The sequence below is a fragment of the Streptomyces sp. McG3 genome (genome assembly GCF_018619185.1).
Lineage (GTDB): Bacteria > Actinomycetota > Actinomycetes > Streptomycetales > Streptomycetaceae > Streptomyces.
In genome coordinates, this window is the sequence record NZ_JAAXYC010000245.1 from 1 (window position 1) to 12465 (window position 12465).

General features: G+C 71.4%; 14 protein-coding genes. 11 read left to right on the forward strand and 3 right to left on the reverse strand.

Features of this window, described 5'->3' with window-relative positions; translation table 11 throughout:
- Positions 1-105: 105 nt before the first annotated feature.
- Positions 106-657, forward strand: coding sequence for a TetR/AcrR family transcriptional regulator (locus HET64_RS29170; protein WP_215110151.1), 552 nt, complete (start codon positions 106-108; stop codon positions 655-657).
- A complete protein-coding gene (locus HET64_RS29175) occupies positions 654-2198 on the forward strand; it encodes an MFS transporter (RefSeq protein WP_215110152.1) in 1545 nt (514 codons plus the stop codon). Before HET64_RS29170 ends, HET64_RS29175 begins: the two co-directional genes overlap by 4 nt.
- 102 nt (positions 2199-2300) lie before the next feature.
- Here HET64_RS29175 and HET64_RS29180 read toward each other — a convergent pair whose 3' ends face one another.
- Positions 2301-2972 (reverse strand): 1-acyl-sn-glycerol-3-phosphate acyltransferase, encoded by a 672-nt coding sequence (locus tag HET64_RS29180; RefSeq protein ID WP_050359578.1) that lies wholly within the window; start codon positions 2970-2972, stop codon positions 2301-2303.
- A 263-nt stretch (positions 2973-3235) separates the two neighbouring features.
- On the opposite strand from HET64_RS29180, the gene HET64_RS29185 reads away from it, so the two are divergent.
- The 3 genes from HET64_RS29185 (at position 3236) to HET64_RS29195 (ending at position 5621) form a co-directional block, all read left to right on the forward strand.
- Positions 3236-4393 (forward strand): glycerophosphodiester phosphodiesterase, encoded by a 1158-nt coding sequence (locus HET64_RS29185; protein WP_215110153.1) that lies wholly within the window; start codon positions 3236-3238, stop codon positions 4391-4393.
- 134 nt (positions 4394-4527) lie between these two features.
- Positions 4528-5100, forward strand: coding sequence for a sigma-70 family RNA polymerase sigma factor (locus HET64_RS29190; RefSeq protein ID WP_215110154.1), 573 nt, complete (start codon positions 4528-4530; stop codon positions 5098-5100).
- Positions 5101-5117: 17 nt separating this feature from the next.
- Positions 5118-5621, forward strand: coding sequence for a GNAT family N-acetyltransferase (locus tag HET64_RS29195; protein WP_215110155.1), 504 nt, complete (start codon positions 5118-5120; stop codon positions 5619-5621).
- 36 nt (positions 5622-5657) lie between these two features.
- Here the strand turns inward: HET64_RS29195 and HET64_RS29200 are convergent, their stop codons facing one another.
- Together HET64_RS29200 and HET64_RS29205 are read right to left on the reverse strand one after the other, a co-directional pair.
- Positions 5658-6098, reverse strand: coding sequence for a hypothetical protein (locus tag HET64_RS29200; RefSeq protein ID WP_215110156.1), 441 nt, complete (start codon positions 6096-6098; stop codon positions 5658-5660).
- Between the two features lies 1 nt (position 6099).
- Positions 6100-6459 carry a hypothetical protein gene (locus HET64_RS29205; protein ID WP_215110157.1) on the reverse strand — a complete coding sequence of 120 codons (360 nt, stop codon included), beginning with the start codon at positions 6457-6459 and terminating at the stop codon, positions 6100-6102.
- Between the two features lie 598 nt (positions 6460-7057).
- Between HET64_RS29205 and HET64_RS29210 the strand changes: the two genes are divergently transcribed.
- From HET64_RS29210 to HET64_RS29235, 6 genes are all read left to right on the forward strand, one after another.
- Positions 7058-8134, forward strand: a complete 1077-nt coding sequence (locus HET64_RS29210; protein ID WP_215110158.1) for a methionine ABC transporter ATP-binding protein — start codon at positions 7058-7060, stop codon at positions 8132-8134.
- Positions 8131-8802 (forward strand): methionine ABC transporter permease, encoded by a 672-nt coding sequence (locus HET64_RS29215; RefSeq protein ID WP_215110159.1) that lies wholly within the window; start codon positions 8131-8133, stop codon positions 8800-8802. The genes HET64_RS29210 and HET64_RS29215 overlap by 4 nt, the downstream gene beginning before the upstream one ends.
- Positions 8803-8879: 77 nt before the next feature.
- Positions 8880-9746 (forward strand): MetQ/NlpA family ABC transporter substrate-binding protein, encoded by an 867-nt coding sequence (locus tag HET64_RS29220; protein ID WP_215110160.1) that lies wholly within the window; start codon positions 8880-8882, stop codon positions 9744-9746.
- Between the two features lie 102 nt (positions 9747-9848).
- A complete protein-coding gene (locus tag HET64_RS29225; protein WP_215110161.1) occupies positions 9849-10535 on the forward strand; it encodes a GNAT family N-acetyltransferase in 687 nt (228 codons plus the stop codon).
- A 109-nt stretch (positions 10536-10644) separates the two neighbouring features.
- Positions 10645-11883 (forward strand): precorrin-6y C5,15-methyltransferase (decarboxylating) subunit CbiE, encoded by a 1239-nt coding sequence (gene cbiE / locus HET64_RS29230; RefSeq protein ID WP_215110162.1) that lies wholly within the window; start codon positions 10645-10647, stop codon positions 11881-11883.
- A 333-nt stretch (positions 11884-12216) separates the two neighbouring features.
- Positions 12217-12465 (forward strand): hypothetical protein (locus tag HET64_RS29235; protein ID WP_215110163.1); only part of this gene is annotated, 249 nt, incomplete at its 3' end.

Below are 12465 nucleotides of genomic sequence, written 5' to 3' on the forward strand. Positions count from 1 at the left end.
CCTCCCTCCCCGGCCGTCCTCTTGTCTTCCCCCCGCTCTCCCGCTGCGCGCCCGCGCACACCCTGCGGTGAGACGAGTTTGTCTCAGGTGGGTTATGGTTGTCTCATGACTCTCGACCGTGAGCAGGTGCTGCGCAGCGCCGCCGCCCTGCTGACCCGCAAATCGACCGCCACCATGGACGAGGTCGCCAGGGCGGCGGGCATCGGCCGGGCCACCCTCCACCGTCACTTCGCCGGGCGCGACGCCCTGGTGAGGGCGTTGGAGAATCTCGGCATCCAGGAGTTCGAGGCGGCCCTGGACGCCGCCCGGCTCGACGAGGACACCTCCGAGGAGGGGTTGCGCCGCCTCATCGCGGCCGTCGAGCCCAGCGCCGGACTGCTGTCCTTCCTCGTCAACGAGAACCAGCTCTTCGAGGGCGACGAGGTCAACGAGGGCTGGAACCGGGCCGACGCCCGTGTCTCCGCCTTCTTCCGCCGCGGCCAGGAACGCGGCGAGTTCCGTATCGACCTCACCCCCGCCTGGCTGACGGAGGCCCTCTACGGGCTCGTCGGCACCGGCGCCTGGGCCGTCCAGGCGGGGCGGGTCGCCGCACAGGATTTCCAACACATGATCGTCGAGTTGCTGCTCGGCGGAGCACGCCGGAGCGTAGAGCAATGACCAGCACCGACCAGAACCCGGACACCACGGACGTCGTACGCCGCCCGGGGCGGTGGATCGCGCTCGCCGTCCTCGTCCTCGCTGTGCTGCTGGTGGCCGTGGACGCGACCGTCCTCGGTCTCGCCACCCCGTTCCTCAGCGAGGACCTCGAACCGACCGGTACCCAGCTGCTCTGGATCGGTGACGTCTACTCCTTCGTCATCGCCGGCCTGCTCGTCTCGATGGGCAGCCTCGGCGACCGGATCGGCCGCAAGAAGCTGCTGCTGATCGGCGCCGTCGCGTTCGGCGCGGTCTCCGTGCTCAACGCGTACGCGACCACGCCCGAGATGATGATCGTGGCCCGGGCGCTGCTCGGTGTCGCGGGCGCCACCCTGATGCCGTCCACCCTGGCCCTGATCCGCAACCTCTTCCACGACCCGCGCGAGCGCAGCCTCGCCATCGGGATCTGGGGCGCGATGGCCTCGGCGGGCGCGGCCGTCGGCCCGGTCGTCGGCGGGTTCCTGCTCGAACACTTCTGGTGGGGTTCGGTCTTCCTCATCAACCTGCCCGTGATGGCCGTCCTCGTCGTCGTCGGCATCAAGCTGATCCCGGAGTCCAAGAACCCGGCCCCCGGCCCGTGGGACATGCTCAGTGTCGGGCTCTCCCTGGTCGGCATGATCGGTGTCGTGTACGCCATCAAGGAGGCGGCCGCGCACGGGGTGAGCTGGGAGGCCGGGGCGGCGGCCGTCGCCGGCGTCGGCGCGCTCACCTGGTTCGTCCGCAGGCAACTGCGGCTGCCCGCGCCCCTGCTGGACATGCGGCTCTTCCACCACCGGGGCTTCTCCGGCGCGGTCCTCGCCGACCTGCTGACCATCCTCGGCCTGTCGGGTCTGGTCTTCTTCCTCTCCCAGTTCCTGCAACTGGTGCAGGGCCGTGGACCGCTGGAGGCCGGGCTCGCCGAACTGCCGGCCGCCATCGGCGCGGTGACCGCGGGTCTGCTGGCCGGATTCGCCGCCCGCCGCTTCTCGGTCCGCTCCGTCGTCTCGGGCGGCCTGGCCGCGGTCGGGCTGGCCCTGGGCAGTGTGACGCTGCTCGACCAGAACACCGGGTATCCGCTGCTCGGCTCCATGCTGCTGGTCGTCGGCGTCGGCGCGGGCTTCGCCTTCACCGTCACCGCCGACGTGATCCTCTCCAGCGTCCCGAAGGAGCAGGCGGGCTCCGCTTCCGCCGTCTCCGAGACCGCGTACGAACTGGGCGCGGCCCTCGGCATCGCCCTGCTCGGCTCCATCGTCACCGGCGTCTACCGGGGCTTCCCGACCCCGTCCGGCATCCCCGCCGACGTCGAGTCGGCCGCCCACGAGTCGCTGGGCGGGGCGGTCGAGGCCGCCGGGGCGCTGCCCGCCGCCCAGGCCGGTCCGCTGGTCTCGGCGGCCCAGGAGGCGTTCGTCGACGGACTGCGGTCGGCCGCGGGCATCGGCGCTTCGGTACTGCTGGCGGCGGCGGTCGCGTCCTGGTTCCTGCTGCGGGGCCAGAAGCTGGAGGACGGCGTCGAGCACCCGTAGGCCGTACGGAGCGAAGAAGGGCCCGCGCCCCCGAGGGGGTGCGGGCCCTTCGCCGTGGCCGCCCGGTGAGGCGGGCGGCCACCGTCGTCACCGTCGTACGGGTCAGGCCGCCTTCGCCTTCGTCGCGTACATGTCCACGTATTCCTGGCCGGACAGCCGCATCACCTCGGCCATCACCGAGTCGGTCACCGCCCGCAGCACATAGCGGTCGCGGTCCATGCCCTCGTAGCGCGAGAACTCCATCGGCTCACCGAAGCGCACCGTGACCTTGCCCGGCCGGGGCAGACCCGCGCCGCCCGGCTGCAGCTTGTCGGTCCCGATCATCGCGAACGGGATCACCGGGGCGCCCGTCATCAGCGTCAGCCGCGCGATGCCCGTACGGCCGCGGTAGAGCCGGCCGTCGGGGGAGCGGGTGCCCTCCGGGTAGATCGCGAAGGCCTGCCCCTCCTCCAGCACCCGGCGCCCCGTCATCAGCGCCGCGACCCCGCCCCGGCCGCCGTCCCGGTCCACCGGGATCATGCCGCAGCCGGTGAAGAACCAGGCCATCAGCTTGCCCTTGAGGCCCTTGCCGGTGACGTACTCGTCCTTGCCGATGTAGAACACCGGCCGGTCGCAGCAGATCGGCATGATCATCGAGTCGATGAACGTGAGGTGATTGCCCGCGAGGATCACCGGCCCGGTCCCGGGAATGTTCTCGACGCCTTCCACCTGTGGGCGGAACATCAGGCGCAGAATCGGTCCGAGCACTGCCTTGATGACCGTGAGACGGGACAACGGTTCCTCCGGTGTCGTGGCCTGGCCGGCCGCGATGGAATGGGTCGTACGGGCGGTGGCCGGTGCCGACGGGTGATGGTCGGTGCAGGTGAGGACGATACTCGCGGGTATGCGCTGATCGCACATCGGGTTCACGGAGCGGATACGCAGTGTTGACGCGTGTTTCCGCCATGTTGGCCGACGGTCCGCCCTCTCGTACACCTCCCAGCCTACGATCGGGCCTCGCTCGACCGGTCCCGGACATCACCAAGCGAGGAGCATTCATGACGGAGCGTGCGCGGAAGACCCCTGGCCGGCGGAGCCTCCTGGGCGCCGCGGTCCTCGGTACCGCGGCCCTGGGCCTGCCCGCCACCGCCCAGGCGGCCGAGCGGGGCCGGGGCCACGGCGGCGGCCACGGATCGCTGCGCGATCTGCCCGTGCCGACGGTGATCGGCCACCGCGGGGCCAGCGGCTACCGCCCCGAGCACACCCTCGGCTCCTACCAGCTGGCCCTCGACATGGGTGCGCACATCATCGAGCAGGACCTCGTGCCGACCAAGGACGGCCACCTCGTCTGCCGCCACGAGAACGACATCACCGCCACCACGGACGTCGCCGACCACCCCGAGTTCGCCGGCCGCAAGGCCACCAAGAGCATCGACGGCGTCTCCTACACCGGCTGGTTCACCGAGGACTTCACCCTCGCCGAGCTGAAGACCCTGCGGGCCAAGGAGCGCATCCCGGGCAGCCGCCCGGACAACACCCTCTACAACGGCCGCTGGACGGTCCCCACCTTCGAGGAGGTGCTGCGCTGGGCGGAGAAGGAGGGCCGCAAGCGCTCCAAGCCGGTCTGGCTGTACGTGGAGACCAAGCACCCCACCTACTTCCGGAAGCTCGGCCTCGGCCTGGAGGAGCCGCTCGCCCGGCTGCTGCGCCGCTACGGCCAGGACCGCAGGAACTCCGCGCTCATCCTCCAGTCCTTCGAGCCCGGCTCGGTCCAGCGCCTCGCCCGCCTCGTCGACACCCCGCGCATCGTCCTGCTCTCCGGCCCGAAGGAGCGCCCCTGGGACTTCGTCGAGTCCGGCGACCCGCGCACCGTCGCCGACCTGGTGAAGCCCGCCGGGCTGGCGTGGATGGCCTCCTTCGCCCAGGGCATCGGCCCCACCCTCGACCTCGTCATCCCCAAGGACGCCTCGGGGCGGCTCACCACCCCGACCACGCTGGTACGGGACGCGCACGCCAAGGGCCTGCGGCTGCACCCGTACACGCTGCGCAACGAGAACAGCTTCCTGCCCGCCGACTTCCGGCGCGGCACCGACCCGAACGCCTACGGTGACGTGTTCGGCGCCTGCGCCGCCTACCTCGCCACCGGTATCGACGGCATCTTCGCCGACCATCCGGACACGGCGCTGCTCGCGGCGGCGGACCACGCCGGGCGCTGACCCGGTACGGAGACGGGCGCGGCGCACCACTCGTCCCCGCGGTGCGCCGTCAGCCGCCCGCCCCCACGTACCCCGGTCGGGTGGTGGAGCGCCGCCGGGGCAACCGGCGGCGCTCACGGCACGTCCGCCGGGGCATGACGCTTCTCGATCATGACCCCGGCCCGGCCGCCTCCACCGCCCTCGTCGTCCGTGCCTTACAACCCCTGGTGCGCGCGGAGGCGAGGGCGGAGGCCCCGGCCGCCGGGCTCGACCCCGCCGACCTCGAACAGAGCGTCTGGGTGCGGCTGCTGGAGCGCCCGGCCGCCGCCGGACCACCCGCCGACGCGGCCCGCTGGGTGCGCGACACCGTACGGGGCGAGGCCCGCCGCGGACGCCGCGCGGCCCGCCGGGAGCGCCCGTACGCCGGAACGGAACCCGCCGCCGGACCGGCCGACTGCCCGGAACGCGCCGCCCTCGGGGCGGCCGAACGCCGGGCGTTGCGCTCCGCGCTGGCCCGGCTGCCCGGCCGCTGCCCCAGGCTGCTGGAGGCGATGCTCGCCCCCAGTGACCCGACCTACCGGGAAATCGCAGGGGAGTTGGGTATGTCACAGGGGAGCTTGGGCCCGATCCGTTCCCGATGCCTTGGATGTCTGCGCAGAATGCTGGCTGCGGAGGTTGTCGCTCCTTCCGTGCGGGAAGGGAGCGGTAGGCAATCGGCGAACAGGTGAGCGGGAGGCGTGCACACATGGGCATGAGCGTGACCATCTCGGCGGCGACGGCACAGGACGTCGAGCAGATCTTCAGACTCCAGTACCTCTGCTTCCAGCGCGAGGCGGAGCTGTACGACAACTACCGGATCGACCCGCTCGTCCAGACCCTCGAATCCCTGCGCGCCGAAGTCGCCGACGACCTGGTGTTCGTGGCCCGGCTCGGGGACGAGGTCGTCGGCTCGGTCCGAGGGGTCACCGACCCGGACGGCACGGGCCTCATCGGCAAGCTCTGCGTCCACCCACGGCTCCAGGGCCACGGCCTCGGGGCCAGGCTGCTGCTCGCCGCCGAGTCGGCGCTCTCCGCCGAGCGGGCGGCGACCCGCTTCCGGCTGCACAGCGGACACCGCAGCGAGGGCAATCTGCGGCTCTACCGGCGGGCCGGATACGCCCAGGTCGGGGCCGTCACCGGAACCGACGGCGTCCGGATGGTCCTGCTGGAGAAGGACGCGGCCGACCGGGACTACGTGGCCAGCGCCTGACCGTGCGCCGCGCGCGGCGGGGCCGGAACGGCATCGCTACACCGCGACCGTCTTCGCGCGGCGCAGCCAGATCATCCCGGTGACCGGCAGGATCACCGGGATGAAGAGGTAACCCATCCCGAAGTCCGACCACACCGTCGAGTCCGGGAAGGCGGCCGGCTCGACCAGCGTCCACGCGCCGACGACCAGCACGCCGAGCAGCTCGGCGGCACAGCACACCAGCGCCGCCCGGCGGGCCTTCTCACCGCCGCGCACCAGCGAGTACGTGATGAAGCCGTACACCAGGGCCGCGACGGCCGAGAGCGCGTACGCCAGCGGCGCCCGGTCGAAGCCCCTGACCATCTCGACGATCGTCCGCGAGGCCGCCGCGACCGTGAACACCCCGTAGAACCAGACCAGGACCCGGCCGGGACCGGTGCCCAGTTCGAAGGACGGCTTCGGGGCCGTGGCCACCTCGGGGCGGTCGGTGTCGCTCACGTCAGTTTCCCCAGATGTCATAGAGCCGGACCTCCAGAACCGCCAGCACGACCGCGCCCGCCGCGACCGTGACCGAACCCCAGCGGGTCCGCTCGGTCAACGACAGGAATCCGGCCGCGGGCACGGCGGCGAACGAACCGATCAGATAGGCGATGAACACCGCCATTCCCTGCTCCGGCCGCTCCCCGCGCGCCAGCTGTACGACGCCCACGGCCAACTGGGCCAACGCCAGCACGGAGACGACCGCCATCCCGATGAAATGCCAGTCCTTCGTCGGCTGGTCCCGGTAGGCGGCATGTCCGCACCAGGCGGCGAGGGCGAGCGCGGTCACGGCGACCGCGACCGTCAGGGCGTCAAGCATGAGTCGAGGGTATTACGGACGGAACGCCCGCCCGCGTGCGACCCCGGCCACCGCTCGGGCGGCCACCGCACCGGTGCCCACATCGTGGCCTTGGCCACAACCGGCGGCCGAGGTTCCGCTCCCCGGGCGCCCGCTCGCCCCTGGACCCGCCCGTGAGTTCACCCTGTCATCGCAGGTCACAGCCGTGCGCCGCGCGACCTCCGAGGTAACCGGAAGGGCGGCGTCCGGCCATCCGGCACTGTCCGCTATGCGGACAGCCGGGATCGCGGAGACCTCACGTCTGTTTTACTTGGCCCATGACCACGACGAGCAGCCGCACCCTTGCGACCGAGGCGATCAGCACGCCCGGTGCTCGTTGTATGTGTCGAATGCGCGCCTTCTGAGGGCCCCCGCCTGAGCCTCGCGCCCCGAAGCGAGACCGAGCCTGCGCCGTCCGCACCGCGGAAACGAGCGCGCCCGCGCATGCGCTGCCCCCCGGCCGACCGCCGCGTACAGCCATGCCGAGACACCCGGCCGACCAGCCCGAAAAGTCTCTTCAGACGAATGCCCCGTGCCCGGCGGACACCGCGCCGCGCACTCGACAGTGACGGAAACCCCTGTGATCACCACGACGGGCCTCACGAAGGTCTACCAGTCGCGCGACCGTGAGGTCACCGCACTCGACGGCGTCGACCTGCACGTCCGCGAAGGCGAGGTGTACGGCGTCATCGGACAGAGCGGCGCCGGCAAATCCTCCCTGATCCGCTGCGTCAACCTCCTGGAACGCCCCACCTCCGGCACCGTGACGGTGGCCGGCCAGGACCTCACCGCCCTCGCCGGCCGCGGCCGGCGGGCGAGCGCCGAGCTGCGCCGGGCCCGCACCCGCATCGGCATGGTCTTCCAGCACTTCAACCTGCTGGACTCCCGCACCGTGCTGGACAACGTGGAGCTCCCGCTGGAGATCCTCGACTTCTCCGGCCAGGAGCGCACCCGCAAGGCCAGGGAACTCCTCGACCTGGTCGGCCTCGCCGACAAGGCGAAGGCCTACCCCGGTCAGCTCTCCGGCGGCCAGAAGCAGCGCGTGGGCATCGCCCGCGCGCTGGCGGGCGACCCCCAGGTGCTGCTCTCGGACGAGGCGACCTCCGCACTCGACCCCGAGACCACCCGCTCCATCCTCCAACTGCTGCGCGACCTCAACCAGCAGCTCGGCCTGACCGTCCTGCTCATCACCCACGAGATGGACGTCGTCAAGACCGTCTGCGACTCCGCGGCGCTCATGCGGAGCGGCCGGATCGTCGAGTCCGGGACCGTCGCGGAACTCCTCGCCACCCCCGGCTCCGAACTGGCCCACGAGCTGTTCCCGGTCGGCGGGACCGCCTCCGGCCCCGACCGCACGGTCGTCGACGTCACCTTCCAGGGGGAATCGGCCTCCCAGCCGGTCATCTCCCAGCTCTCCCGTACGTACAACATCGACATCTCGATCCTCGGCGCCGCGATGGACACCGTCGGCGGCAAGCAGATCGGCCGGATGCGCATCGAGCTGCCCGGCCGCTTCGAGGAGAACGTCGTTCCCATCGGCTTCCTGCGCGAGCAGGGCCTCCAGGCCGAGGTCGTCGAGGACGAGACCGGCCCGAAGGCCGCCACCGTCGTACCGGAGCAGACGTCCGCCGCGCTCACCAAGGAGGTCGTCAAGTGACCTGGTCCGAAATGCAGCCCCTGCTGACCCAGGGCACCGTCGACACCCTCTACATGGTGCTGTGGTCCGCACTGGTCACCGTCGTGGGCGGACTGCCGCTCGGCGTTCTGCTGGTCCTCACCGACAAGGGCGGACTGCTCCAGAACACCGCGGTGAACAAGGTCATCGGCGTGATCGTGAACATCGGCCGCTCCCTGCCGTTCATCATCCTGCTGATCGCCCTGATCCCCTTCACCACCTGGGTCGTCGGCACCTTCATCGGTCCCACCGCGATGATCGTGCCGCTCGCCGTCGGAGCCATCCCGTTCTTCGCCCGGCTCGTCGAGACGGCGATCCGCGAGGTCGACCACGGACTCGTCGAGGCGGTGCAGTCGATGGGCGGCTCCATCCCCACGATCGTCCGCAAGGTGCTCCTCCCGCAGGCCCTGCCCTCGCTCGTCTCGGGTGTCACCACCACCCTCATCGTGCTCATCGGCTACTCCGCGATGGCCGGCGCGGTCGGCGGCGAAGGGCTCGGCTCCCAGGCCATCACCAACGGATTCCAGCGCTTCGACAACCGGTTCATGCTGGTCACCGTCGCGCTGCTGGTCGTCATCGTCACGGTGATCCAGCTGATCGGCGACATCGCCGTCCGGCTGCTGGCCCGCCGCGGCCGCACCGCCTCCTGAAGGCCCCCAGAACTTTCCGTCCCACCGAGCCCGAACTCCTTGTCCGGGCGCACCACCACAAGAAAGAGGCACTTTTCGTGCGCAAGAACATCAAGATCACCGCAGCTGTCGCTTCCGCCGCCGCCCTCGCCCTGGGCCTGAGCGCCTGCGGTACGGCCTCCGACCCGGCAGCCAAGAGCGAGACCGGCGCGAACGCCGACACCTCCAAGGCCCTGGTCGTCGCCGCGTCCCCGACGCCGCACGCCGACATCCTGAACTTCGTCAAGAAGAACCTGGCGAAGAAGGCGGGCCTCAACCTGGAGGTCAAGGAGTTCACGGACTACGTCCTGCCGAACACCGCCACCCAGAACGGCCAGGTCGACGCCAACTTCTTCCAGCACAAGCCCTACCTGGACGACTTCAACGCGAAGCAGAAGACCACCATCGTGCCCGTGGTCAACGTCCACCTGGAGCCGCTGGGCCTCTACTCCAAGACGGTCAAGGACCTCAAGGACATCAAGGCCGGCCAGACCATCGCCGTCCCCAACGACACCACCAACGGCGGCCGCGCCCTCCAACTGCTCGCCGAGAACGGCCTGATCACCCTCAAGGACGGCGTCGGCACCAGCGCCAAGCTGAGCGACATCACCGACAAGAAGGGCCTGGAGTTCAAGGAGCTGGAGGCCGCCACCGTGCCCCGCGCCCTGGGCGACGTGGACGCCGCCGTCATCAACGGCAACTACGCCATCGAGGCCGACCTGAAGCCCGGCAAGGACTCCCTCGCCCTGGAGAAGGCCGAGGGCAACCCGTACGCCAACTTCCTGGCGGTCAAGGACGGCAACGAGAAGGACCCGCGCGTCGAGAAGCTCGCGAAGCTCCTCAACTCCGACGAGGTCAAGAAGTTCATCGAGGACACCTACCAGGGCTCGATCATCCCGGCCTTCGGCACCCCCGCCAAGTCCTGACGCGCACCCGGCACTTGCCGACGGAGCCCCGCACCTTCCGCCCGGAAGGAGCGGGGCTCCGCCGTGCGGCCCCGCCCATGCACACCACGCACCCGATGCTGCATGCTGTGCTTTTACCCGGTCTTCGGCATGGAGCTGCGCATGACTACCACCTTTCCGTCCATCTCCATCAGCACGGACAGGTTGGTGATGCGCCCCTTCGAGATGGCCGACATCCCCGCGTACATCGAGATGATGAACGACGAGGCGGTCGTCGCGTGGATGGACGGGCCGAACCCGTACACCCAGGTCGACGCCGAACGCTGGGTCCGCAGAATCGCTCCCGCGGAGCGCAGCGCGGGCCACGGCATCGCCCTCGCCGTCACCGAGTTCCTCACCCAGCGGCTCGTCGGCAGCGTCCGCCTCCTCAACACCGACTGGCGTACCCGCTCCACCGAGGTCCGCTACATCACCGCCCCCTGGGCCCGCGGCGAGGGGTACGCCACCGAATCCGTGCTCGCCATAGCCCAGTGGCTCTTCCGCGACCAGGGCTTCGAACGCATCGAGCTGCGCACCCCCGCCGACAACACCGCCTCCCAGCAGGTCGCCCAGAAGCTCGGCTGCATCAGCGAGGGCGTCCTGCGCAACGCCCGCATCGCCCGCACCCGGACCGAGAACGGCACCGACGGCGGCTGGACCGACATCCGCACCGACCTGATCGTCTGGGGACTCCTCCCCGAAGATCTCGAAGGGGTCGCGGAACAGCTCGCCGACGCCGGCGACTACGGCACGTACAACAGCTGGCAGTAGAGCCCGAGGCCCCTCGGAAGACCGAGGTCCGGACCGGGTACTCTCACCCCTGCCCGGCATCGCACGGGCAACGCCCCGCTCCCTCCGACACATCAGGAGACAGACGACGATGGCCGACCGGGTCACGGTGATCGGCTGGGACGGCTCGCCACTGACCAGAGCGGCCACGGCCGCGCTCTCGGCCGCCACGCTCGTCGCAGGCGCCGCCCACCACCTCGCCCTGCCGGAAGTGCCCCCGCACGCCGAACGGATCCGCCTCGGCAGCATCGACCTCGCCGCCCGCAGGATCGCCGGACACCGCGGCAGCGCCGTGGTCCTCGCCGACGGCGACCCCGGTTTCTTCGGCGTCGTCCGCACCCTGCGCGCCCGCGAACACGGACTGGAGGTCGAGGTCGTCCCCGCCGTGTCCTCCGTGGCCACCGCCTTCGCCCGGGCCGGCATGCCCTGGGACGACGCCCAGGTCGTCGTCGCCCACCCCCGCACCCTGCGCCGCGCGGTCAACGTCTGCCGGGCCCACCACAAGGTCGCCGTCCTCACCTCACCGGGCGCCGGACCCGCCGAACTGGCCCTGCTCCTCGACGGCGTCCACCGCACCTTCGTGATCTGCGAGGAACTCGGCACCGCCCGCGAGCGCGTCACCGTCCTCACCTCCGACAAGGCGGCCGACCACGCCTGGCGCGACCCCAACGTCGTCATCGTCATCGGCGGCGGCCCCGAGACCACCGCCGCCGGCGCCTGGATCGCCGGCCGCCGGCCCGCCCACCCCCAGGGGATACGGGGCTGGGCCCTGCCCGCCGAGGCTTACCGGGCCGCCGGGGCCGAGCGGATGCAGGAATCGGGCGAGGGCGAGTCCCCCGGTCTGCGCGCCGCTCAACTGGCCCGGCTCGGCCCCCGCACCGGCGACCTGGTCTGGGACATCGGCTCCGGCAGCGGCGCCCTCGCCGTCGAGGCGGCCCGCTTCGGCGCGGCGGTCCTGGCCGTGGACGACGACCCGGCCGCCTGCGCCCGCACCGAGGCCGCCGCCCGCGCCTTCGGCGTCCCCGTCCAGGTCGTCCGCGGCCGCGCCCCGCACGTCCTGGAACGGCTGCCCGAACCGGACGTCGTACGCATCGGCGGCGGGGGAGTCCCGGTGGCCCGGGCCGTCATCGAGCGGCGACCCGAACGCATCGTCACGCACGCCTCCAACCGGGACGAGGCCGAGGCCCTCGGCGCGGCCCTCACCGGCAACGGCTACACCGTCGAGTGCTCGCTGCTCCAGTCCGTCGACCTGGACACCGAGGTGTGGACCGAGCGCGAGAGGTCCGTCGTGTTCCTGCTCTCCGCGGGGCGTTCCGACCTCGCCCCCTGACCCGCTCGGCCCGGTGCGGAAGGTAGGCTGGCGGATTGTTGTACCGCACCCGGGCGTTCGTCGCTTCGTTCGTCAATGTCCGGAAAAGTGGACCGTTTTGGTCCGCACTGTGGTACGGCACAACCCGGGGGACGCGCAACGTGGCGCAGTCCACAGTGAGCCGTGGCAGAACAGCCTGTCGCGGCGGCGAACGGCCGCGAGAATAGGAAGCCCCGCGGGCGTTTCGTGCCGCGCGGCGAGCCCGCTCGTTCTTGATGACGAGCACCGGCGTGCCGTGGTTCGGCGTCCCGGGCGAAGGGCCGAAGGAGCACTGACGATGGGCGAGGGGTACGCATGACTGACACCGGCCAGATCCCGGGCGAGGGACTGCCGGAGAACGCAGGCATGGTGGAGCAGCCGGGCATCCCCGCCCCGGACGCGTACACCTTCCTCGACCCCTCCGAGCACACTCCCGAGGACGACGACCTTCTGCTGATGCCTACCTCCCAGGGCGCCTGGAGCGACCCGCAGGCCGCGCCGGCCCCCGCGCAGGGCCAGCCCGCCCCGCAGACCGCGGTGGCGCAGCCCGCCGCCCCCGAGCAC

Excerpts from the sequence above, each read along its gene's own strand:
- cbiE (WP_215110162.1), top strand. The coding sequence starts at position 10,645 with ATGGCCGACCGGGTCACGGTGATCGGCTGGGACGGCTCGCCACTGACC.
- HET64_RS29205 (WP_215110157.1), bottom strand. The coding sequence starts at position 6,459 with ATGCTTGACGCCCTGACGGTCGCGGTCGCCGTGACCGCGCTCGCCCTC.
- HET64_RS29190 (WP_215110154.1), top strand. The coding sequence starts at position 4,528 with ATGACGCTTCTCGATCATGACCCCGGCCCGGCCGCCTCCACCGCCCTC.
- HET64_RS29185 (WP_215110153.1), top strand. The coding sequence starts at position 3,236 with ATGACGGAGCGTGCGCGGAAGACCCCTGGCCGGCGGAGCCTCCTGGGC.
- HET64_RS29175 (WP_215110152.1), top strand. The coding sequence starts at position 654 with ATGACCAGCACCGACCAGAACCCGGACACCACGGACGTCGTACGCCGC.
- HET64_RS29170 (WP_215110151.1), top strand. The coding sequence starts at position 106 with ATGACTCTCGACCGTGAGCAGGTGCTGCGCAGCGCCGCCGCCCTGCTG.
- HET64_RS29195 (WP_215110155.1), top strand. The coding sequence starts at position 5,118 with ATGGGCATGAGCGTGACCATCTCGGCGGCGACGGCACAGGACGTCGAG.
- HET64_RS29225 (WP_215110161.1), top strand. The coding sequence starts at position 9,849 with ATGCTGTGCTTTTACCCGGTCTTCGGCATGGAGCTGCGCATGACTACC.